The sequence below is a fragment of the Streptococcus sp. SS-4456 genome, assembly GCF_036680365.1.
GTDB lineage: Bacteria > Bacillota > Bacilli > Lactobacillales > Streptococcaceae > Streptococcus.
The window spans coordinates 1-20,477 of sequence record NZ_JAVIHI010000035.1 but is presented as its reverse complement, the minus strand read 5'-3'; the positions used below and the strand labels follow the sequence as shown (position 1 = coordinate 20,477).

22 protein-coding genes and 1 pseudogene are annotated in these 20,477 nt (G+C 42.5%); 20 read left to right on the top strand and 3 right to left on the bottom strand.

Annotated features, from left to right (window positions below; all coding sequences use genetic code 11):
* A pseudogene (locus RFK25_RS09105) lies at positions 1-141 on the bottom strand (IS5/IS1182 family transposase); the annotation flags it as partial.
* Positions 142-262: 121 nt separating this feature from the next.
* The gene (locus RFK25_RS09100) at positions 263-1,069 is read right to left on the bottom strand and encodes a peptidylprolyl isomerase (protein WP_332413089.1); all 807 of its coding nucleotides are present in this window, start codon (positions 1,067-1,069) and stop codon (positions 263-265) included.
* 143 nt (positions 1,070-1,212) lie between these two features.
* Between RFK25_RS09100 and RFK25_RS09095 the strand changes: the two genes are divergently transcribed.
* The 9 genes from RFK25_RS09095 to gloA2 all read left to right on the top strand — a co-directional run bounded on the left by RFK25_RS09095 (position 1,213) and on the right by gloA2 (position 11,218).
* Entirely contained in the window at positions 1,213-1,554 is a 342-nt protein-coding gene (locus tag RFK25_RS09095; protein WP_332413088.1) for a DUF2500 domain-containing protein, read from the top strand.
* Between the two features lie 118 nt (positions 1,555-1,672).
* Positions 1,673-2,218 carry a hypothetical protein gene (locus RFK25_RS09090; RefSeq protein ID WP_332413087.1) on the top strand — a complete coding sequence of 182 codons (546 nt, stop codon included), beginning with the start codon at positions 1,673-1,675 and terminating at the stop codon, positions 2,216-2,218.
* A 156-nt stretch (positions 2,219-2,374) separates the two neighbouring features.
* On the top strand, positions 2,375-3,364 hold the full coding sequence (locus tag RFK25_RS09085; protein ID WP_332413086.1) for a LacI family DNA-binding transcriptional regulator: 990 nt from the start codon (positions 2,375-2,377) through the stop codon (positions 3,362-3,364).
* Positions 3,365-3,518: 154 nt separating this feature from the next.
* A complete protein-coding gene (locus RFK25_RS09080; RefSeq protein WP_332413085.1) occupies positions 3,519-4,439 on the top strand; it encodes an ABC transporter permease in 921 nt (306 codons plus the stop codon).
* A 9-nt stretch (positions 4,440-4,448) separates the two neighbouring features.
* Positions 4,449-5,336 (top strand): carbohydrate ABC transporter permease, encoded by an 888-nt coding sequence (locus tag RFK25_RS09075; protein ID WP_029179549.1) that lies wholly within the window; start codon positions 4,449-4,451, stop codon positions 5,334-5,336.
* A 46-nt stretch (positions 5,337-5,382) separates the two neighbouring features.
* On the top strand, positions 5,383-6,990 hold the full coding sequence (locus RFK25_RS09070) for an ABC transporter substrate-binding protein (protein WP_332413083.1): 1,608 nt from the start codon (positions 5,383-5,385) through the stop codon (positions 6,988-6,990).
* 21 nt (positions 6,991-7,011) lie between these two features.
* Entirely contained in the window at positions 7,012-8,364 is a 1,353-nt protein-coding gene (locus RFK25_RS09065) for a glycoside hydrolase family 32 protein (protein WP_332413081.1), read from the top strand.
* Positions 8,365-8,486: 122 nt separating this feature from the next.
* Entirely contained in the window at positions 8,487-10,832 is a 2,346-nt protein-coding gene (locus RFK25_RS09060; RefSeq protein ID WP_332413079.1) for a DNA translocase FtsK, read from the top strand.
* Positions 10,832-11,218, top strand: a complete 387-nt coding sequence (gene gloA2, locus RFK25_RS09055) for an SMU1112c/YaeR family gloxylase I-like metalloprotein (RefSeq protein ID WP_332413078.1) — start codon at positions 10,832-10,834, stop codon at positions 11,216-11,218. Before RFK25_RS09060 ends, gloA2 begins: the two co-directional genes overlap by 1 nt.
* 39 nt (positions 11,219-11,257) lie before the next feature.
* Here the strand turns inward: gloA2 and RFK25_RS09050 are convergent, their stop codons facing one another.
* Positions 11,258-11,626 (bottom strand): DUF3397 family protein, encoded by a 369-nt coding sequence (locus tag RFK25_RS09050; protein WP_332413077.1) that lies wholly within the window; start codon positions 11,624-11,626, stop codon positions 11,258-11,260.
* Positions 11,627-11,780: 154 nt separating this feature from the next.
* Here RFK25_RS09050 and rplK point away from each other — a divergent pair, with 154 nt between their 5' ends.
* The 11 genes from rplK to RFK25_RS08995 all read left to right on the top strand — a co-directional run bounded on the left by rplK (position 11,781) and on the right by RFK25_RS08995 (position 20,308).
* Entirely contained in the window at positions 11,781-12,206 is a 426-nt protein-coding gene (rplK, locus tag RFK25_RS09045; RefSeq protein ID WP_105109941.1) for a 50S ribosomal protein L11, read from the top strand.
* Between the two features lie 43 nt (positions 12,207-12,249).
* On the top strand, positions 12,250-12,939 hold the full coding sequence (rplA, locus tag RFK25_RS09040) for a 50S ribosomal protein L1 (protein WP_024379858.1): 690 nt from the start codon (positions 12,250-12,252) through the stop codon (positions 12,937-12,939).
* Positions 12,940-13,045: 106 nt separating this feature from the next.
* Positions 13,046-13,336 (top strand): hypothetical protein, encoded by a 291-nt coding sequence (locus tag RFK25_RS09035; protein WP_332413074.1) that lies wholly within the window; start codon positions 13,046-13,048, stop codon positions 13,334-13,336.
* 8 nt (positions 13,337-13,344) lie between these two features.
* Positions 13,345-14,133, top strand: a complete 789-nt coding sequence (yghU, locus tag RFK25_RS09030; RefSeq protein WP_332413073.1) for a glutathione-dependent disulfide-bond oxidoreductase — start codon at positions 13,345-13,347, stop codon at positions 14,131-14,133.
* A gap of 516 nt (positions 14,134-14,649) precedes the next feature.
* The gene (locus RFK25_RS09025) at positions 14,650-16,290 is read left to right on the top strand and encodes a putative polysaccharide biosynthesis protein (RefSeq protein WP_332413071.1); all 1,641 of its coding nucleotides are present in this window, start codon (positions 14,650-14,652) and stop codon (positions 16,288-16,290) included.
* 109 nt (positions 16,291-16,399) lie between these two features.
* Positions 16,400-17,131, top strand: a complete 732-nt coding sequence (gene pyrH / locus RFK25_RS09020; RefSeq protein ID WP_105144176.1) for a UMP kinase — start codon at positions 16,400-16,402, stop codon at positions 17,129-17,131.
* Between the two features lie 28 nt (positions 17,132-17,159).
* Positions 17,160-17,717: a ribosome recycling factor gene (gene frr / locus RFK25_RS09015; protein WP_044690115.1), complete on the top strand. Its 558-nt coding sequence runs from the start codon at positions 17,160-17,162 to the stop codon at positions 17,715-17,717.
* 123 nt (positions 17,718-17,840) lie between these two features.
* On the top strand, positions 17,841-18,695 hold the full coding sequence (locus RFK25_RS09010; protein WP_332413070.1) for a CvfB family protein: 855 nt from the start codon (positions 17,841-17,843) through the stop codon (positions 18,693-18,695).
* A 3-nt stretch (positions 18,696-18,698) separates the two neighbouring features.
* On the top strand, positions 18,699-19,619 hold the full coding sequence (locus RFK25_RS09005; RefSeq protein ID WP_332413069.1) for a 2-dehydropantoate 2-reductase: 921 nt from the start codon (positions 18,699-18,701) through the stop codon (positions 19,617-19,619).
* A gap of 9 nt (positions 19,620-19,628) precedes the next feature.
* Positions 19,629-20,087, top strand: coding sequence for a DUF1801 domain-containing protein (locus RFK25_RS09000; protein WP_332413068.1), 459 nt, complete (start codon positions 19,629-19,631; stop codon positions 20,085-20,087).
* A gap of 5 nt (positions 20,088-20,092) precedes the next feature.
* Complete coding sequence (locus RFK25_RS08995) at positions 20,093-20,308, top strand: YozE family protein (protein ID WP_024378195.1); 216 nt, start codon at positions 20,093-20,095, stop codon at positions 20,306-20,308.
* Positions 20,309-20,477: the final 169 nt, after the last annotated feature.

Here is a 20,477-nt window from a genome sequence, read left to right as displayed (position 1 = left end):
ATCTTCTATTAGGTCATAAATGAAGTCGAAGTCAATCACAGCTTCCACTTGGCGCAGGAAATGATCTGCAGGAACAAGCTGGTCAAGGGTATAGAAACCGTACTGATTGCGGTTATAGTCAGGTTTTTCTTTGTGTAGCATAGGAGAACCTCACAAGTCCTTTTTATTATATTATACTCCTAAATACGAAGAAAAGCCCTTAGAAAATAAATTCTAAGGACTTTGTCTTCAGTCTGAACCCAGCCAGGCGGCTGGGTTTTCTTTATTCAAAGGTGTAATCTTTCATAATCTCAATAGCTTCAATTTTGACATCAGTTTTTGGTTTGTCACTGCTGTCTGTTTCGACAGAAGCGATTTTATCCACAATGTCCATACCTTCGATGACTTGGCCAAAGACGGTATGCTTGCCATCTAGGTTTGGATTTCCACCGTTTTTATAGGCTTCGATGATTTTGCCTGGATAGTTTGAAGAGGATAGTTGGCTTGACATATCAGTTGTATTCTGGTTGATAAAGAACTGACTGCCGTTGGTTCCTGCGCCAGCATTAGCCATAGACAATGAACCGCGGATATTGTAGAGGAAGGCAGAAATCTCATCTTTGAAACCATAGCCGGCGTCAATAGTTGTTCCCTTTCCAGCCCAGATAGATTCACCACCTGTACCATTTCCTAGAGGGTCTCCTCCTTGAATCATGAAGTCCTTGATAACCCTGTGGAAAATAGTGCCATTGTAGTAGTCGTTTTTGGCATGGGTCAGGAAGTTTTCCACAGTCAATGGTGCTTGCTCTGGGAAGAGTTTGATAGTGATGTCCCCTTGGGTCGTTTTGATTTTTACAGCCGCCTCGTTTTCAGCAATATCGCTAGATAGCTGTGGAAAGCTAGCATCGGGATTGTTGACGGCGTAGGCTAGGTCTTTGGCATACTTACTAGACGCAGTTGTGTCTGTGGTGGTTGCCAGGGTCGAACTGGAAGTGGAAGTACTTGAATTGCTAGTACTTGTATTGGAGTTGCTTGCACAGGCTGTTAATAAAATTGTGGATGCTAGAGCAAAAAATAGTCGTTTTTTCATGGAAAATCCTTTCTGGAAACGTAAAATTATGCTCATTTTACCATGATTTCATACAATTTTCAATTTTCTGCTGAAGTGACAAAATTTCTATAGATTTTTGTGGATAATTTGATATACTATTAGTAAAAAAGGAGTAGTTAAGTATGGAAGATTTGGTCAATAGTTCAGGTTTGTTTATGTTGTTTTTCTACGCTCTTGCTACACTCATACTAGGAACCGTTTGTTTTCAGATATTCAAAAATACAACGGAGTGGCTTCGTAATAATCAGTCACCAAGAGAAACGTGTACAGCCAAGCTGGTTGCCAAACGGACCCATGTCTTTGGCAATGAAATGGCAAGGACCAATTATTATGTGACCTTTGAATGGGAAGGCAAACGGCAAGAGTTTCGAGTTCGCTCGGATGAATTTGCCCTCTTGGCTGAGGACGACAGGGGAACCCTACATTTTCAGGGGACCCGATTCCTAGGCTTTAATCGGAGCTAGGGTTTCTTTTCTGTTTGAAATCCACAAAATAGTGTATAATAGCAGGAGTTTATCAGTCAAATGTCTTGGTCGAGCAAACCAATCAGGCTGATAGGAATACCCTTGGAGAAAGTTGAACATGTCAGTAGAAAAACGTATTGAAGAAATGTATAAGGACCATGAAGTCAAACCCTATATCTCCCCAGAACGCGACCTGGCAACTTGGCTCTTAGAAGCCAAACCCGTGCCGAAGAGAAATATGGTTTGTCTGGAAGAAGGTATTTTGCCAGGTGATATTATTTTGCTATGGCGGATTAGCCTGGGTTCTTTTGAAACGACGACGCCCTACTCCAAGTACTTTGAGTACATGTATGGTATCAACGGCCCTGCTCACATGGAGCAGTTAATCGCAGACGGTTATGCCTATGTGGAGTCAGCCTTTGATTCCCTAGACCATATCACCTCGACTGCCAAGAAAAACATTCTCAAGGCAGAGGGTGTGACAGGCCTGTCCAAGATGAAGGCAGCAGACCTGGACACTGCCCTCAAGGACCACTTGACAGAAGAAAAGCTGGCTCCATACTTTACCGTCCGAGGTTATGCCTTGACGGAAAAAGGCAGAGCTGCTCTCGATAATCACCCAGAAGTGCTTGTAAAACACCCAATGAAGAAGATGTACAAATAAAATAGAAAAGATTTTTGAAGGGCACCCAAAAGTTAGAATCATTCTAGCTTTTTGGGTGTTTTAATTTGCTAACAAATCAAGTTTTCTTGACAGAAAACGCTATCAATGATATTCTAGTATAAATTATTGAAACGTTTCAAAAGAAAGGGGTAAACCATGGAAGAGCAAAAATCAATCACCATGAAAGATGTAGCGCGGGTTGCTGGTGTAAGCGTTGGGACTGTTTCAAGAGTTATCAACAATGAGCCAGGCGTTAAGGAAGCTACTCTTGAAAAAGTCAATGCTGCCATTAAGGAATTGAATTATATTCCAGATGTTTATGCCCGTGGCATGAAGAAGAACAAGACAGAAACCATTGCCTTGATTATTCCGACAGTTTGGCATCCCTTTTTTGGAGAATTTGCCTATCATGTTGAAGTGGAGCTGAGTAAGAAAAATTACAAGTTGCTCCTTTGCAATATTTCAGGTCCAAAAAGGGAACTGGATTATCTGACCATGCTGCAACAAAATAAGGTGGACGGCATTATTGCTATCACCTATAGCCCTATTGACGATTATCTATCGTCCAATATCCCCTTTGTCAGTATCGATCGCACCTACGAAAACAAGGCCATAGCCTGTGTCAGTTCGGACAACCGAGCTGGTGCAGAACTAGCAGCGGACACCTTGATTGAAAAAGGTGGTAGCCATTTTGCCTTTATCGGTGGGCATAATAAAACAATCAACGAAACCAAGAAGCGTAGATTGTATTTTGAAAAGCGAATTTTAGAGGCAGGTTTTCCTTGTCATGTCTTGGACTTGGAAGAGCCATATGATGACTTTGTCGGTCAAGTCGAAGAGTTTCTGATTAACAATCCACAGGTTGATGCTATTTTCACCATCAATGATTTTACGGCCTTAGACACACTTGCTGTTTTGGAAAAACTGGGACGACGGGTTCCAGAAGACGTGCAGTTAATCGGCTATGACGGTATTCAGTTAGCAAGTGAACGCTCTCTAGAACTTTCCACCATTCGTCAGCCATTGGAGGCTATGGCCCAAGAAGCAGTTGCCTGTCTAGTCGATGTCATCGAGAAAAGGGAGCGTCCTCTCCAAGTAACGTTACCAATTTCTTATGTGGACGGAAAAACTACAAAAAATTTTTAAAAAAGCAGTTGACAGAAAGCGGTTACAATGATAAAATAAAATCATCAATAAACAGTTGGTTTTATTTTTACAAGAAAAATGAAACGTTTCAAAAAGAGGTTCGCATCCTCTTTCTAAAATCAATAAATTTGAAACGTTTCAAAAAGGAGTTCTTATGAAAACATCAAAACTGCAACAAGCTAGTCTATTCGATAGAATCAAGCAACAGAAACTCTTGCTACTGATGTTACTACCAGGCTTGATCTTGACCTTCATCTTCCGTTACATTCCCATGTACGGGGTGCTGATTGCCTTCAAAGACTACAACCCTTTAAAAGGTGTACTAGGAAGTGAGTGGATTGGATTTTCAGAATTTACCAAGTTTCTCTCGTCTCCAAACTTTGGTAATTTGCTTGCCAACACCTTGAAATTGAGTGTCTATGGCTTGCTCTTAGGATTTCTACCACCCATTATTTTGGCTATCATGCTCAACCAGTTATTGAGTGACAAGGCTAAAAAACGGATTCAGTTGGTGCTCTACGCTCCAAACTTTATCTCGGTCGTGGTCATTGTCGGTATGATTTTCCTCTTCTTCTCAGTAGGAGGACCTGTCAATTCCATCCTAGGTATGTTTGGCATTGAAGCAAACTTCCTGACAGACCCAGACTTCTTCAGACCGCTCTATATTCTCAGTGGTATCTGGCAGGGAATGGGCTGGGCATCGACTCTCTACACGGCTACCTTGGTTAATGTTGATCCAGCCTTGATTGAAGCGGCTAAGCTAGACGGTGCCAATATCTTCCAAAGAATCTGGCATATTGACTTGCCTGCATTGAAACCAGTCATGGTTATTCAATTTATTCTGGCAGCTGGAGGGATCATGAACGTGGGGTACGAAAAAGCCTTCCTGATGCAGACCTCCCTCAACCTAACCAGCTCTGAAATCATTTCAACCTATGTCTATAAAATTGGTTTGGTGTCAGGGGACTACTCTTACTCAACAGCGGTTGGTTTATTTAACGCACTTATCAATATTATCCTGCTGATTGCAGTCAATAAGATTGTCCAACGCATTAACGACGGACAAGGCTTATAGGAGGTTTGTATGAATACACAAATGTACACAAAATTTGACAAGCGAATGCTGGTTGTCAATAAAATCTTGCTGGCATTTCTTGTTCTCATAACAGTTGTGCCTATGGTCTATATCTTAGTCGCTTCCTTCATGGATCCGCAGGCTTTGGTCAGCAAGGGCATTAGCTTTGATCCAAAGGACTGGACAGTAGAAGGTTACCAACGGGTATTTTCAGATAAGTCTATCTTACGCGGATTTTTCAACTCCCTCTTTTATTCCTTCTCCTTTGCCTTCGTGACTGTGGCTATCTCAGTCATGACTGCCTACCCACTCTCGAAAAAAGATTTAGTCGGAAAAAAATGGATCAACGCCTTCCTAGTCTTCACCATGTTCTTCGGTGGTGGACTTGTTCCGACTTATCTCTTGGTTAAAGATTTGGGAATGTTGAACACCGTTTGGGCCATTATTATTCCTGGTGCAGTCAATGTTTGGAATATCATCTTGGCACGGACCTATTTCCAAGGCTTGCCAGATGAGTTGGTAGAAGCGGCCGTAATGGACGGTGCCAATGAATTTCAGATTTTCTGGAAAATCATGATTCCACTAGCTAAGCCAATCATGTTTGTGCTCTTCCTCTATGCCTTTGTCGGTCAATGGAATTCTTACTTTGATGCCATGATTTACATCAAGGATCCAGACTTGGAGCCACTCCAGCTAGTACTTCGTAAAATCCTCATTCAAAGCGAGCCTGCTAAGGACATGATTGGTGCCCAGGCTGCCATGAATGAAATGAAACGCATCGCAGAAATGATTAAGTATGCGACCATTGTCATCTCAAGCTTGCCACTCATTGTCATGTATCCATTCTTCCAGAAATACTTCGACAAGGGTATTATGGCTGGTTCATTAAAAGGTTAAAATTGTTCAAAATTTTTATAGAAAACAAAACAGGAGGTTGTTTCTGATGAAACACAAATTTGGAAAAACAGTTGTTACGCTTCTAGCAAGTACCGTTTTATTGGCTGCTTGTGGCTCAAAAAATACCGCATCAAGCCCTGATTATGAATTGAAAGATGTCCAATTCCCGCTTGAAAAATCAGTTACGCTTAAGTTCATGACAGCTAGCTCCCCCCTAGCTCCAGCTGATCCGAATGATAAGTTGATTTTCCAACGTCTTGAGGAAGAAACGGGCGTTCATATCGAATGGACCAACTATCAGTCTGACTTTGGTGAAAAGCGGAACTTGGACATTGCTTCAGGTGATTTGCCAGACGCCATCCATAATGACGGGGCTTCTGATGTGGAATTGATGAACTGGGCAAAACAAGGGGTTATCGTACCAGTTGAAGACTTGATTGATGAGCATATGCCAAACCTCAAGAAAATTTTGGATGAAAATCCCGAATACCGCTCTATGATTACAGCACCAGACGGTCATATCTACTCATTCCCATGGATTGAAGAGTTGGGTGAAGGTAAGGAATCTATCCATACTGTCAGCGATATTGCTTGGATCAACAAAGAATGGTTGAACAAGCTTGGTCTTGACATGCCAAAAACAACTGATGACTTGATCAAGGTCTTGGAAGCCTTCAAGACAAAAGATCCAAACGGCAACGGTAAGGCAGATGAAATCCCAATGTCCTTTGTCAACGGTAACGGCGGCGAAGACTTCAAGATTCTCTTTGGTGCCTTTGGTGTCGGTGACAACGATGACCATATCGTCGTAAACAATGACGGTACCGTTGACTTTACAGCGGACAATGAAGACTACAAAGAAGGTGTTGAGTTCATGCGTACCCTTCAAGAAAAAGGTCTTATTGACCCAGAAGCCTTTGAGCAAGACTGGAATACCTACTTGGCAAAAGGAAGTGAAAACCTCTATGGTGTGTACTTCACATGGGACAAGGCCAACATCACTGGTATGAATGAGACCTATGACATCTTGCCAGTATTGGCAGGACCTGATGGAACCAAGCACATCACACGTACAAACGGTATGGGCTTCCAACGTGACCGCATGGTCATCACATCTGCCAACAAAAACTTGGAATTGACCGCTAAATGGATTGATGCCCAATACAAACCAATCCAGTCTGTTCAAAACAACTGGGGTACCTATGGTGATGAAACCCAACAAAACATCTTCGAATACGACGCAGCGACAGATAGCTTGAAACACTTGCCATTGAACGGTACTGCACCGGGCGAATTGCGTCAGAAGACAGAAGTTGGTGGACCGCTTGCTATTCTTGATGAGTACTACGGAACTGTGACAACTATGCCAGACGATGCTAAATGGCGTTTGGACTTGATGCACGCAACCTATCTTGACTATGTGACCAACGATGATATCTACCCTCGTGTTTTCATGGAACAAGAAGATTTGGACAAGATTGCCCAAGTTGAAGCAGATATGAACGACTTCATCTACCGCAAACGTGCAGAATGGATTGTCAACGGTGGTATTGAAGAAGAGTGGGATAGCTACTTGAAAGAGTTGGAAAGCTATGGACTTTCTGACTGGTTAGCTATCAAGCAAAAATACTACGATCAATACAAAGCAAATTAGTAAATTAAAAGGAGGCTGCCTGTGAAAACAGTAGTAGAAGCCAATCAATTTATTCAGACAGAAAAAGGAAAGGTCAGTCCGATTTTCAAACCGCAAGCCCATTTAACACCAGAAACAGGCTGGATGAACGACCCCAATGGATTTATCTACTTCCGTGGAGAATACCATTTGTTCTACCAATTCAACCCTTACGAGAGTGTTTGGGGACCGATGCACTGGGGTCATGCGAAAAGTAAGGACTTGGTCAACTGGGAACAGCTTCCAGTTGCCCTAGCTCCTGATAAAGCTTACGATAAAGACGGCTGTTTCTCGGGCTCTGCCATTGTCAAAGATGATGTCCTCTGGCTCATGTATACCGGTCACATCGTCAACGAAGACGGAACAATTAGCCAAGTTCAGAACATGGCCTTCTCGACTGACGGTATTCACTTTGAAAAAATCGAGCAGAATCCAGTCGCAACAGCAGATGGACTGCCAGAAGAAGTGATTGCTAATGATTTCCGCGATCCGAAGATTTTTGAGAAAGATGGTCACTACTACTCTGTTGTCGCAACCAAGCACAAGGACAATGTCGGCTGTATCGTCTTACTCAGCTCTCCCAACCTGACGGATTGGAAATTTGAGTCTATCTTCTTGAAAGGTGAGGCCAACCAAGGCTTTGTCTGGGAATGTCCTGACTACTTTGAAGTGGACGGTCAAGAGTACCTGATTATCTCTCCAATGCGTTACCAAAAAGACGGGAATGACTTTATCAATATCAACTCCAATATCTTTGTGACGGGTCATGTGGACTGGGACAAGAAGGTCTTTGTGGCGGATTCCTTCAAGGAAATTGACCACGGACATGACTTCTACGCAGCTCAGACTACCCAAGGTCCAGAAGGCGAACGTATCATGGTAGCCTGGATGCACACCTGGGGTCGCAAGGTGGTGACCAATGACCTTGGCCATAAGTGGTACGGTCAGATGACCCTTCCACGTATTCTCAAGAAGACTGAAAACGGATTGCACCAAGTTCTGCCAACAAGTGTCTTGGAAGCCTTCAAGGATATTGAAATTGGACAAAGTATCCAAGGTCCAAGCAAGTTCTCTCTGAAATTGGAAGATAGTTTGGAACTAAAACTTGGAAGCGACCAAGATTACCTGCAATTTGGTTACGATAAGGAAAGCCAAGAAGTCTATATTGACCGTAGTCACCTCAAAATCCAGCAAGTTGGTGAAGAAGAGTGGCCAACGGTTCGTCGAGCAGTTACTGTGCAAGCGACAGACCTACTAGTCTTGGTTGACACCAACTGTGTGGAAATCCTTGTCAATGACGGTCAAGAAAGCTTGACCTCAACCTTCTATGTAGAAGGTGAGCGGGCAATTAAATAACATTGTCCCCCCTAAATTATTCTTTCACTCCAAGAGAAGTCCTGTGAATGCAGGGCTTTTTCTGATATGAAAAATATTCTCAATTATGATAAAATAAAGAGATTGAGAAAGTTGAGGATTTTATGGTAAAAACAAGTAAAAAAGGAAAGGCGACCCGCAGGCCGACCAAGGCAGAACAGGCCCAGCAAGATAAGGTAAAAAATGTCACATTACGAGTGGCTGGTATACTTTTTATCCTCTTCGCTGCTATTCGTTTGGGAGCATTTGGGGTAACGAGTTATAATTTACTGCGCTTACTGTTTGGAAGTGTGACCTACCTAGTTTTGGTAGGTGCCCTTATTTTCCTCTTTGCGCCGACTTGGATTCGCAGTCGCAAAGGGACTGTATCGGGATTTTGTTTTCTTCTTATCGGGCTTCTAATCGAATTTCAGGCTTATTTGGATCTAGGTTATAAAGGAAGTGACTTATTCAACCAGACCTTCAAACTTATCTTGAGCGATTTATCAAAGTTTCAGGTGACTAACTTTGCTGGAGGTGGCTTGCTGGGCAGTGTCTTTTATTGGCCGGTGTCTGTCCTCTTTGCTAATGCTGGTGCCTTCTTCATCGGATTCTTGGTCCTGGCCTTTGGTATTTTTAAGTTAGGTCCATGGTCTATCTATGATGTGGCGGATGGCTTGTCACTGGCTAAGGATAAGTTGGCTGAGGGGCAGGCAAAACGGGCAGAGCTTCGTGAGGTCAAGCGGGCTGAACGAGAAGAAAAACGTCAGCTAGAATTGGCTCGCCTTGAGGAAGAACGACTTCAACTAGAGGAAACGGAAAACACTCAGACCATTGAGTTAGATGATAGACGGATTGACTTGGAAACTGGTGAAATCCTGGAAGAACAAACTTTCCAAGTTCCAATTATCTCAGGCTATGACCATCAGGTGGAAGATGAATTTCCGGTTATGCTGGTGGAGGATGAGGAAGAAATTTCCCCTCAGAGCCAGCCTATTGCTGAAGATGATGGTCAAGATATTCAGATTGATTTCAAGCCTAAAAAGAATTTGGTTTACAAACTGCCGTCCATTGACCTCTTTGCCCCGGTCAAGTCTAAAGGACAAGGAAATGAGAAAAAGATTGTTCGTCAAAATATCAAGGTATTAGAAGATACCTTTGCCAGCTTTGGCATAAAGGTAGTGGTCGAGCGTGCAGAGATTGGTCCATCCGTAACTCGTTATGAATTAAAACCGGCTGTCGGTGTACGGGTCAATCGGATTTCCAATCTGGCTGATGATTTGGCTTTGGCACTGGCTGCTAAGGATGTCCGTATTGAGGCACCTATTCCTGGTAAATCTTTGGTTGGTATCGAAGTGCCAAACTCAGAAGTGGCCATGGTTCCCTTCCGAGAACTTTGGGAACAATCCAAGACGGATGCTAGTAAGTTATTAGAAATTCCACTTGGTAAGGCAGTCAATGGTTCAGTCCGTTCCTTTGATTTGACCAAAATGCCCCATCTCTTGGTCGCTGGTTCAACTGGTTCAGGGAAATCCGTTGCAGTTAATGGTATTATCTCTTCTATTTTGATGAAGGCAGGACCTGACCAGGTCAAATTTATGATGATTGACCCTAAAATGGTTGAATTGTCCGTCTATAACGATATTCCCCATTTGCTTATTCCAGTAGTGACCAATCCGCGCAAGGCAGCTCGGGCCTTGCAAAAAGTCGTGGACGAAATGGAAAAACGCTACGAGCTCTTTAGTCATATCGGTGTGCGCAATTTGGAAGGCTACAATGCCAAGGTAGAAGAGTTTAACAGTCGTTCAGAAGAAAAACAAATTCCATTGCCTCTGATTGTCGTCATTGTCGATGAGTTGGCAGACTTGATGATGGTAGCCAGCAAGGAAGTGGAAGATGCCATTATTCGTTTGGGGCAAAAGGCGCGTGCAGCAGGTATTCACATGATTTTGGCCACCCAACGTCCGTCAGTTGATGTTATCTCTGGTCTGATTAAGGCCAATGTGCCATCTCGTGTTGCCTTTGCAGTCGCTTCTGGTACAGATTCGCGGACCATTTTAGGAGAAAATGGAGCAGAGAAACTCTTGGGTCGTGGAGATATGCTCTTCCATCCTATTGGAGAGTCTGCACCCGTTCGATTACAAGGTTCCTTTATTTCCGATGACGATGTTGAGCGCATTGTCAACTTTGTCAAGGAACAAGCAGATACTGATTATGATGAAACCTTCGACCCTGGAGAAGTTGCAGACGGTGACGGAGAATCTGGTTTTGGTGATGAGGGTGGAGATCCACTCTTCAATGAAGCGCGTGCTTTGGTAGTGGAAACTCAGAAAGCCAGTGCTTCTATGATCCAACGACGCTTGTCTGTCGGCTTTAACCGAGCAACCAGACTAATGGAAGAGTTGGAAGCAGCAGGGGTGATTGGTCCTGCAGAGGGAACAAAACCTAGAAAGGTATTGGAAACACAGTAATGAAATTTGAAGCAGTCCACCATATTGCCATCATCGGCAGCCATTATGAACGAACACGAGAGTTCTATGTTGAAAAATTAGGCTTTGAGCAGCTAGATGAACACATCCGTCCAGAAAAAAATGACATTCTTTTCAATGTCAAAAAAGGAAATATGGTCTTGGAAATTTTTATCAAGCCGGATGCGCCTCTTCGTCCAGCCATGCCCAATCCTGAACATACAGGATTACGCCATCTAGCATTTAAAGTGGCTAATGTGGAAGCTTGTCTGGAAGAATTTGACCGTTTAGGTATTCGACATGAACCTATCCGGACAGATGATTTTGACCGGAAGAAGATGGCTTTCTTCTTTGATCCAGATGGCCTTCCACTTGAAATCCATGAATAAAATAAGCCCCTTGTAACAACTAGCTACAAGGGGCTTTGTTTATGATTTGAGTACTAAAACAGCAATGACTAGAGCTAAATACATGAAAAATGTCAAAATGAAACCGGAACGCCAAAAAACCTTGAAAAATCTTTTATAAGAGAAGCTTCTCTTATTTAGGAGAAAGAATGCGCAAAGCCCCAGTGATAGCAGAGAAAGAGATAAAGTAAGGTGAGGCAATAAGCTATTGTAATACATTTTATCTGAAATGAGATAAAATTCAAAAGCATATAAAGGAAAAGCAATATCAGCGAAATTTCTTCCATATTTTTTTAAATTGAAAACTTTAACTATTATGATAGAAATCGCCAAAGTTAGAAATACAAAAAGAATAGCTATGATTTTTAAAAATAATATTGATTCAAACATATATTCATTCTATAAAAAATGCTAAAAAAAGTAAACTTAAAGCTTGCAATTCTTAAAAAATCATGTATAATGAAAAGGTATGTGTAAAACACATATTTGTGGGAGGTAAAAATCTGTAATTACCGCCAAAACCACAATAGGAGGATTTTATATCATGGCTAAAAAAGTCGAAAAACTCGTAAAACTTCAAATTCCTGCAGGTAAAGCTACTCCAGCTCCACCAGTCGGACCAGCACTTGGTCAAGCAGGTATCAACATCATGGGATTCACTAAAGAGTTCAACGCTCGTACGGCTGACCAAGCTGGTTTGATTATCCCAGTCGTTATCTCTGTGTATGAAGATAAATCATTCACTTTCGTGACTAAAACACCACCGGCTGCTGTTCTTTTGAAAAAAGCTGCAGGTGTTGAAAAAGGTTCAGGTACTCCAAACAAAACTAAGGTTGCAACAGTTACTCGTGCACAAGTACAAGAAATTGCTGAGACTAAAATGCCTGACTTGAACGCTGCATCTCTTGAAGCTGCGATTCGTATGATCGAAGGTACCGCTCGTTCTATGGGATTCACTGTTGCTGACTAATAAGTAGCACCCAAGATTATCTGATTACAAGGAGACATATAACATGGCTAAAAAAAGCAAAAACTTGCGTGCTGCTCTTGAAAAAATCGACAGCACAAAATTGTACAGCGTAGAAGAGGCTGTTGCTCTTGCAAAAGAAACTAACTTCGCTAAATTTGATGCGTCAGTTGAAGTTGCTTACAACTTGAATATCGACGTTCGTAAAGCAGACCAACAAATCCGTGGTGCAATGGTATTGCCAAACGGTACTGGTAAAACTGCTCGAGTTCTTGTTTTCGCACGTGGTGCTAAAGCAGAAGAAGCAAAAGCTGCTGGTGCAGACTTTGTTGGTGAAGATGACCTCGTTGCTAAAATCAACGGTGGTTGGTTGGACTTCGACGTTGTTATCGCAACTCCAGATATGATGGCAGTTGTTGGACGTCTTGGTCGCGTACTTGGTCCACGTAACTTGATGCCAAACCCTAAAACTGGTACAGTAACAATGGATGTTGCTAAAGCAGTTGAAGAGTCTAAAGGTGGTAAAATCACTTACCGTGCTGACAAAGCAGGTATCGTACAAGCTCTTATCGGTAAAGTATCATTTGACGCTGACAAACTCGTTGAAAACTTCAAAGCTTTCCACGATGTAATGGCTAAAGCTAAACCAGCTACAGCTAAAGGTACTTACATGACTTCAGTATCAATCACAACAACACAAGGTGTTGGTATTAAAGTAGATCCAAACTCACTTTAATCAATAGAAAGATTGTCTTAGGGCAATCTTTTTTTCTTGAGATTTTCTTGACAAGCACTTGATCTCGATTTATACTATATTCAATTTACATAAAAGGAGTTATCCGATGAAAGTAGCAGAGAAAGAAGAGTTTTATAAATACCTTTCTGCGGCCTACAACCTTCCGCAGGAAGCATTTTCAGAAGCCCTGCGTGAAAAAATATTGGAGGTAGCAGGTCAGCTGGAAAAGGAGGAAAATCTCTATATACTGGCTGGACACTTAAGTCGCTTTATCAATGCAGAGTTAACAGCTCTGACTTGTCGAGCGCCTAAGGAATTGGTGCAACTAGCCCATTACCTTCAAGAGGTTCAAAACCATTATCGCTATGCTAGTCTTTTTCCAGGAAAGGTAAAATAGGAGAAAACATGACAGAATACACAAAACCACTGGTATGGAAGTGGGAAGATGAAAACGATAACCGTTCCGGCAATCGCCCCACAGCAGGCAGTCGCTTTGAACAAAGATTACCAAAAGGAGAACAACCTTTCCAAGTTTATTCCTTGGGAACACCTAACGGTATTAAGGTTGCTATCATGCTGGAAGAGTTGAAGGAGTTAGGGATTTCAGACGCAGCCTACGACCTTTATCTGATCAATATTGGTCAAGGGGACCAGTTTGGCTCTGATTTTGTTGGAATAAATCCAAATTCAAAAATTCCAGCTATGGTAGATTACTCTGAGAAGGAGCCGGTTCCAGTTTTTGAATCAGCCAACATTCTACTTTACCTGGCAGAAAAATTTGACGCCTTCATACCTAAAGCTTGGGCGGAACGTACAGAAGTCCTTAACTGGCTCTTCTGGCAAACTGGCGCCGCGCCATTTGTTGGCGGTGGTTTTGGACATTTCTTCCATTACGCTCCGACAGCGCAGGAATATCCGATTAACCGCTATGCCATGGAAACCAAACGCCAATTAGATTTGTTGGATCAATTATTGGCGACCAGAGAGTACATTGCTGGAAATGACTACACTATCGTAGATATTGCCATCTGGTCCTGGTATGGACGCTTGGTGCAAGGTCAACTCTATCCTGGTTCAGCAGTCTTTCTGGATGTAGCCTCTTATCGCCATTTGAATGCCTGGGTGGAAAAAATTGCAGCCCGTCCAGCCGTTCAGATAGGTCTGGCAGTAAAATATGCTTCTATAGAAGATTAAGAACCCGTATTCACCCTCCAGCAATTCCATCTATGGCTAGTTTTTCACTTATTCAGCCTTTGTTAATATTCCCTAAAATGCTGCCTTGATTAGCGCAAAAATTAGCTCTTATTTAAAAGTGCTTCGCTTGTGAATTCCGGTTCTAAGTAACGAGGCTGGGCTCAAGCCCAGCACCACTTCTCAAAGTTAGCGTCAACATCTCAGCGCAGTGGTTGATTGGCAGATTTGTTCGTGTTTCACACTCCAAATCTGACCATTACGACTGTTGCGAACAAAGTTCGCTCTATTTCCAACCTCCAACAGTCACTACTCTGACTGTTGGAGCTATGCGGGGGTGGGAGTGAAACAGTCTGGGGATAGACTGTTTCAGCTCAACAACTGGAAATAAGGACTTGTTGACGAACTCTTCTTTTAATTGTTGAGTTCTGTCCCACTCCCTTTTGCTTGCTCATATTTTACAATGGTTTGATAAAAGTTTATAATAGAGGAGTTATCTTAAAAGAAAGAAGTTTTATCATGTCTGAACAAACAAAAACGGGCCAATCCCGTGAGCAAGAAACCATGGTGCGAGGCATGGCCTGGCTAACGGCTGGGAATTTTCTCAGTCGTTTGCTGGGTGTTGCCTATGTGATACCTTGGTATATCTGGCTGGGAGAACATCGGGCGGAGGCCAATGCCTTATTTAGCATGGGCTATCAAATTTATGCTAACTTCCTCCTGATTTCTACGGCTGGTCTACCGACAGCTATTGCCAAACAAGTGGCCAAGTACAATGTTTTAGGGAAAGAAGATGTCTCGCTCTACCTGGTCAGAGAGTTTTTTAAACTCATGCTGATTTTCGGTGCAGTTTTTGCAGGAGCCATGTTCATCAGTTCTCCTTGGTTAGCAGAAGCGTCAGGCTCTAAAGAGAAGCTGATACCAGTCATGTACAGTCTGGTTCCGCCTTTATTTATTTTCCCTGCCATGAGTATCCTACGTGGTTTTTTCCAGGGGCGGCACGATATGAAACCCTACGCTATCAGTCAGTTGGCTGAGCAGTTGGTTCGTGTCATTTGGATTTTAGCAGCTACCTTTATTATCATGAAGCTGGGCAATGGGAACTATCTGGATGCAGTAGTACAGTCGACCTTTGCTGCCTTTATAGGTATGCTGGCAAGTGTAGGAATTCTGGTTTATACTCTCTGGAAACAGGGCTATCTGGGGAAATTATTCCATGCCAAGAAGCAGAAAATTTCTGTCAATACAGGTCAACTCATCAAAGAAACAGTCAAGGATGCTATTCCGATTATTATCTTGAGTTTGACCATCCAGTTGCTGCAATTTATTGACCAGGTTACCTTTATCAATGTCATGGAGAAGATTACAAGCCTGGCCAATTCGGAACTCTTGGAACTCTATTCCTTTATGTCTGCCAATCCCAATAAGATTACCATGATGATTATCGGAATTTCTATCAGTCTGGGCAGTGTAGCTATTCCACTCATTACTGAGAAGTTTGTAAAAAAAGATTTGAAGGCAGCTTCCAATTTGGTGGCGGATAACTTGCAGTTACTCTTTATTTTTACCATTCCAGCCATTGTTGGAACGGTCTTGTTGGCTAGACCACTCTACTCAGTCTTCTACGGTCAATCGCAGGATATTGAAATTCAGCTTTTTGTTTGGAACCTGGTCATGATTTTGCCCCTGGGTTTGTACTCTGTTATTAGTGTAGTCATTCAAGCAATTTTTGAAAATCGTCGAGCGGTTATCTATTTTGCAATTGGAATACTGATAAAAGTGGTCTTGCAGTTGCCAATGATTTATCTCTTCCAAGTTTACGGTCCCTTCCTTTCAACCCTGGTCAGCCTATCGGTCATGCTCTATTTATTCTATAAGCGTATTGACGCAGTCTTAGGTGTGGACGAAGGATTGATTGTGAAAGATATTGTGACAATCAGCTGGATTTCCTTGGTTATGGGTGGAGTAGTTTGGCTACTTGAATTGCTTCTCAATCACTTGTTACCAGCTACTGGTTATCTATCGAGCTTTGTTCATTTGCTCCTTTCGGGAGGGGTGGGCGTATTAGTTTTTGTTATTTTGACCTTGAAGACACGACAGCTAGATCGTTTGATTGGCAATCGGGCAGACTTGCTCCGTCGCAAACTAAAATTGGCTTAATAAACTCTAGGAAAATCTGGAATGGATTTTCCTTTTTTCTTGGAGATTTTTCTATAAAAAAATTTGAATTTATGATAGAATAGTAGGGATGAAATAGAGGAGAGAGACGATGAAACCTAAATACGAACGTATTCTAATCAAACTATCTGGCGAGGCCTTGGCTGGTGAACGTGGTGTCGGTATTGATATCCAGACGGTTCAAGCAATGGCTAAGGAAATTCAAGAAGTAGCAGAATCAGGTGTTCAAATTGCCCTTGTTATTGGTGGTGGTAACCTTTGGCGTGGAGAACCTGCTGCTGAAGCGGGTATGGATCGTGTGCAGGCAGACTATACTGGTATGCTTGGTACGGTGATGAACGCTCTTGTAATGGCTGACTCCCTTAAACAACTTGGTGTGGATACACGTGTTCAAACAGCGATTGCCATGCAGTCTGTAGCTGAGCCTTACATCCGTGGGCGTGCCCTACGTCACCTTGAAAAAGGTCGGATTGTCATCTTTGGTGCAGGTATTGGTTCACCATACTTCTCAACAGATACAACAGCGGCTCTTCGTGCTGCAGAAATTGAAGCGGATGCAATTTTGATGGCTAAAAACGGTGTGGATGGTGTCTATAATGCCGATCCGAAAAAGGATGCCAATGCGGTTAAATTCAATGAATTAACCCACCGTGAAGTTATCAGTCGTGGCTTGAAAATCATGGATGCAACAGCTTCAACACTTTCAATGGACAACGATATTGACTTGGTAGTCTTTAACATGAACGAGCCAGGTAATATCAAGCGTGTTGTCTTTGGTGAGCAAATCGGTACTACGGTTTCTAACTCTACAGAAGAAAAATAAAACATAAAAATTTAAAGAAGGAAGTCTTATGTCTAAAGAAATTATTGCAAAAGCCCAAGAACGCATGAACCAATCGCATCAGAGTTTGGCTCGTGAGTTTAGCCATATCCGTGCTGGTCGTGCCAATGCTAGCTTGTTGGACCGTATCTCAGTAGAATACTACGGTGCACCAACTCCCTTGAATCAATTGGCTGGTATTACCGTTCCAGAAGCGCGTGTTCTATTGATTACACCATTTGACAAGTCAATCTTGAAGGATATTGAGCGTGCCCTGAACGCATCTGACCTTGGTTTGACACCACAGTCTGATGGTACTGTTATTCGCTTGGTTATTCCTGCATTGACAGAGGAAACGCGTAAAAACTTGGCTAAAGATGTGAAAAAAGTGGGTGAAAACTCTAAAGTGGCTATCCGAAATATCCGTCGTGATGCCATGGATGAAGCTAAGAAAGCTGAAAAAGCTAAAGAAATCACGGAAGATGACTTGAAAACCCTTGAGAAAGATATTCAAAAAGTCACTGACGATGCCATCAAGACTATCGATAAGATGACTGCCGACAAGGAAAAGGAATTGTTGGAAGTTTAATCGATTTCCTTTAAAGTAACCAAAAGTCATCATTAACAGGTCTAACGGAAGTGATGATACAATAAACATCTAATGGGGGAGTTAGACAAAACTCCTCCATTTTTAATCAGAAAGAAGAAAATCATGAATGATTTATTAGCACACTATGTGGTTGGCCTAGTGACCGACCAAAATGACCAGTTTTACTTTATCCAGAAAGAAGGACTGACCTTTGCTCTTTCAAAAGATGAAGGAGAGTTCCAACTAGGGCAATCTGTCAAGGGTTTCGCTTATACAGATATGAAGCAGAAACTGCGTTTGACCACTAAGGAAGTTGAGGCAACTCGGACCAGCTTTGGTTGGGGAACTGTAACAGAGGTGCGCAAGGACTTGGGTGTATTTGTAGATACAGGTTTGCCAGACAAGCAGGTGGTTGTTTCCTTGGATATTTTGCCTGAAATCAAGGAACTCTGGCCTAAAAAAGGTGACCAGCTCTATGTCAAATTGGATGTGGATAAGAAAGACCGTATCTGGGCTCTACCAGCCTTTCAAGAAGATTTTCAAAAGATGGCGGGTCCTGCTTATGATAATATGCAGAACCAAACCCTGCGTGCCATCGTTTACCGTCTGAAGATGACAGGGACTTTTGTCTATCTACCTGATAACAATATGCTTGGATTTATCCATCCTAGTGAACGGTTTGCCGAGCCACGTTTGGGTCAGGTCTTGGAGGTACGTGTGATTGGTTATCGGGCAGTCGACCGGACCTTGAACCTGTCTCTCAAACCACGTTCATTTGAGATGTTGGAAAATGATGCTCAGATGATTTTGACCTATCTGGAGAGTAGTGGGGGCTTTATGACCTTGAACGACAAGTCTGCTCCGGAAGACATCAAGTCCACCTTTGGTATTTCCAAGGGTCAATTCAAAAAAGCCCTGGGTGGTTTGATGAAGGCTGGGAAGGTCAAGCAAGATGAATTTGGAACGGAGTTGATCTAGCTGATGAGAGTATATATCGCTGGAAGTGGTGCCATGGGTTGTCGTTTTGGCTATCAGTTATCAAAGACAAAGCATGAAGTGATTTTGTTGGATAATTGGGATGCCCATATTGAAGCGATTCGTGAAAATGGTCTGAAGGTGACGGGAGATTTTGATGATGTCGTCCAGCTCCCTATTATGAAGCCGACTGAGGCGACGGAAGTTGCTGACCTGATCATCCTCTTAACCAAGGCGGACCAGTTGCCAAAAATGTTGCAGGATATTAAGGGTATCATTGGTGAAAAGACTAAAGTTCTTAGCCTCTTGAATGGACTTGGACATGCGACTACCATGCGCCGTTATGTACCTGATGAGAGTATTATGGTCGGTGTAACGATTTGGTTGGCTGGTCTTAAGGGGCCTGGCCATGCACATTTGCAGGGTCCTGGTTCTATCTCTGTGCAGAATATGGTTGGTGATGGTCAGTCAGTTGCTGATATAATTGCTATGTTTAATGAGGCTGGTCTAAATGCGACCTATGATGACCACGTTATCAATGCCATTTGGCAAAAAGCCTGTGTCAATGGAACTATGAATCCGACTTGTACAGTTTTGAATTGTACCATTGGAGAACTCTTCGGGACTGAGGGTGGACTCAATTTGGTACAAGGAATTTTCAAGGAATTCATCGCCGTTGCCAAGTCGGAGACGGCTGGAATTGATGAAGAGGTTATTTGGAAGTATATCATTGATGCTTCTAAAAAAGCATCTAATCACTATCCATCTATGCATCAGGATTTGGTGCAAAATGGTCGTAAGACTGAAATTGATTACCTGAATGGCGCTGTTGTTTTTAAGGGCAAACGTGCAGGCATCCCAACACCTTATTGCCAGATGATTACGGAGATGATTCATGCAAAAGAGGCTATGCTTGGGTTGAGATAGGAGAAGGTTATGCTGATTGAAGTAGATACGGTAGAAGAATACATGGCCGCCCTGCCAGACAATCGCAGAGAGGCAGTTGAAAGGCTTCATCAGGTGATTGTTGAGCATTTGCCCGCTGGTTTTGAGGTCGGTGTGCTGGGTGGGATGATCAATTATTACGTCCCTCTGTCAGCCTATCCAAATGGTTATCATTGTACACCTGGAGGACCCTTGCCTTTCTTGGCTTTGGCCTCACAAAAGGCTCATATTGCCCTCTATCATTTGGGAATTTATATGGATAAGGAATTGAATGACTGGTTTGTAGAAAAGTATCAGGAACAGGTTCCGACCAAATTGGACATGGGAAAATCCTGCGTTCGCATGAAAAATCCCAAGAATATTCCCTATGAATTGATTGGCCAATTGGTGAGTAAGATGTCTATGGAGCGCTATATTGCCCTCTACGAAGAAAATCATATTAGAAAGTAAGAGTTGTGAGAAGAAGTTTTTATTCTTGGTTGATGACCCAACGCAATCCTAAGAGCAATGAGCCTGTTGCGATTTTAGCAGATTATGCTTTTGAGGAAGTTGATTTTCCTAAGCAATCAGATAATTTTGATGAGGTCAGTCGTTTTTTGGAAGAATCTGCTAGCTTTGCTTTTTCCATGTCAGACTTTGATGCCATTTGGGAAGACTATTTGGGACATTGATGATATGAATATGTGAGAGTAGTTGTAAAAGTGCAACTGCTCTTTTTTGAAAAATAGCTTAAAAATGAACAAGAATATTTTTTCAAGCCATATACTTGCATTTTTCGGGGGGGGGGGGGGTAAATAAAAAATTAAGTATGAAATGGGGCGGGGATTGGGGGAGGTTATT

Coding starts and splice junctions, on each gene's coding strand:
- rplK (WP_105109941.1), top strand. CDS start 11,781: ATGGCTAAAAAAGTCGAAAAACTCGTAAAACTTCAAATTCCTGCAGGT.
- RFK25_RS09035 (WP_332413074.1), top strand. CDS start 13,046: ATGAAAGTAGCAGAGAAAGAAGAGTTTTATAAATACCTTTCTGCGGCC.
- RFK25_RS09050 (WP_332413077.1), bottom strand. CDS start 11,626: ATGTTTGAATCAATATTATTTTTAAAAATCATAGCTATTCTTTTTGTA.
- RFK25_RS09005 (WP_332413069.1), top strand. CDS start 18,699: ATGAGAGTATATATCGCTGGAAGTGGTGCCATGGGTTGTCGTTTTGGC.
- yghU (WP_332413073.1), top strand. CDS start 13,345: ATGACAGAATACACAAAACCACTGGTATGGAAGTGGGAAGATGAAAAC.
- RFK25_RS09025 (WP_332413071.1), top strand. CDS start 14,650: ATGTCTGAACAAACAAAAACGGGCCAATCCCGTGAGCAAGAAACCATG.
- RFK25_RS09000 (WP_332413068.1), top strand. CDS start 19,629: ATGCTGATTGAAGTAGATACGGTAGAAGAATACATGGCCGCCCTGCCA.
- RFK25_RS09095 (WP_332413088.1), top strand. CDS start 1,213: ATGGAAGATTTGGTCAATAGTTCAGGTTTGTTTATGTTGTTTTTCTAC.
- pyrH (WP_105144176.1), top strand. CDS start 16,400: ATGAAACCTAAATACGAACGTATTCTAATCAAACTATCTGGCGAGGCC.
- rplA (WP_024379858.1), top strand. CDS start 12,250: ATGGCTAAAAAAAGCAAAAACTTGCGTGCTGCTCTTGAAAAAATCGAC.
- gloA2 (WP_332413078.1), top strand. CDS start 10,832: ATGAAATTTGAAGCAGTCCACCATATTGCCATCATCGGCAGCCATTAT.
- RFK25_RS09100 (WP_332413089.1), bottom strand. CDS start 1,069: ATGAAAAAACGACTATTTTTTGCTCTAGCATCCACAATTTTATTAACA.
- RFK25_RS09060 (WP_332413079.1), top strand. CDS start 8,487: ATGGTAAAAACAAGTAAAAAAGGAAAGGCGACCCGCAGGCCGACCAAG.
- RFK25_RS09080 (WP_332413085.1), top strand. CDS start 3,519: ATGAAAACATCAAAACTGCAACAAGCTAGTCTATTCGATAGAATCAAG.
- RFK25_RS09075 (WP_029179549.1), top strand. CDS start 4,449: ATGAATACACAAATGTACACAAAATTTGACAAGCGAATGCTGGTTGTC.
- RFK25_RS09070 (WP_332413083.1), top strand. CDS start 5,383: ATGAAACACAAATTTGGAAAAACAGTTGTTACGCTTCTAGCAAGTACC.
- RFK25_RS09010 (WP_332413070.1), top strand. CDS start 17,841: ATGAATGATTTATTAGCACACTATGTGGTTGGCCTAGTGACCGACCAA.
- frr (WP_044690115.1), top strand. CDS start 17,160: ATGTCTAAAGAAATTATTGCAAAAGCCCAAGAACGCATGAACCAATCG.
- RFK25_RS09090 (WP_332413087.1), top strand. CDS start 1,673: ATGTCAGTAGAAAAACGTATTGAAGAAATGTATAAGGACCATGAAGTC.
- RFK25_RS09085 (WP_332413086.1), top strand. CDS start 2,375: ATGGAAGAGCAAAAATCAATCACCATGAAAGATGTAGCGCGGGTTGCT.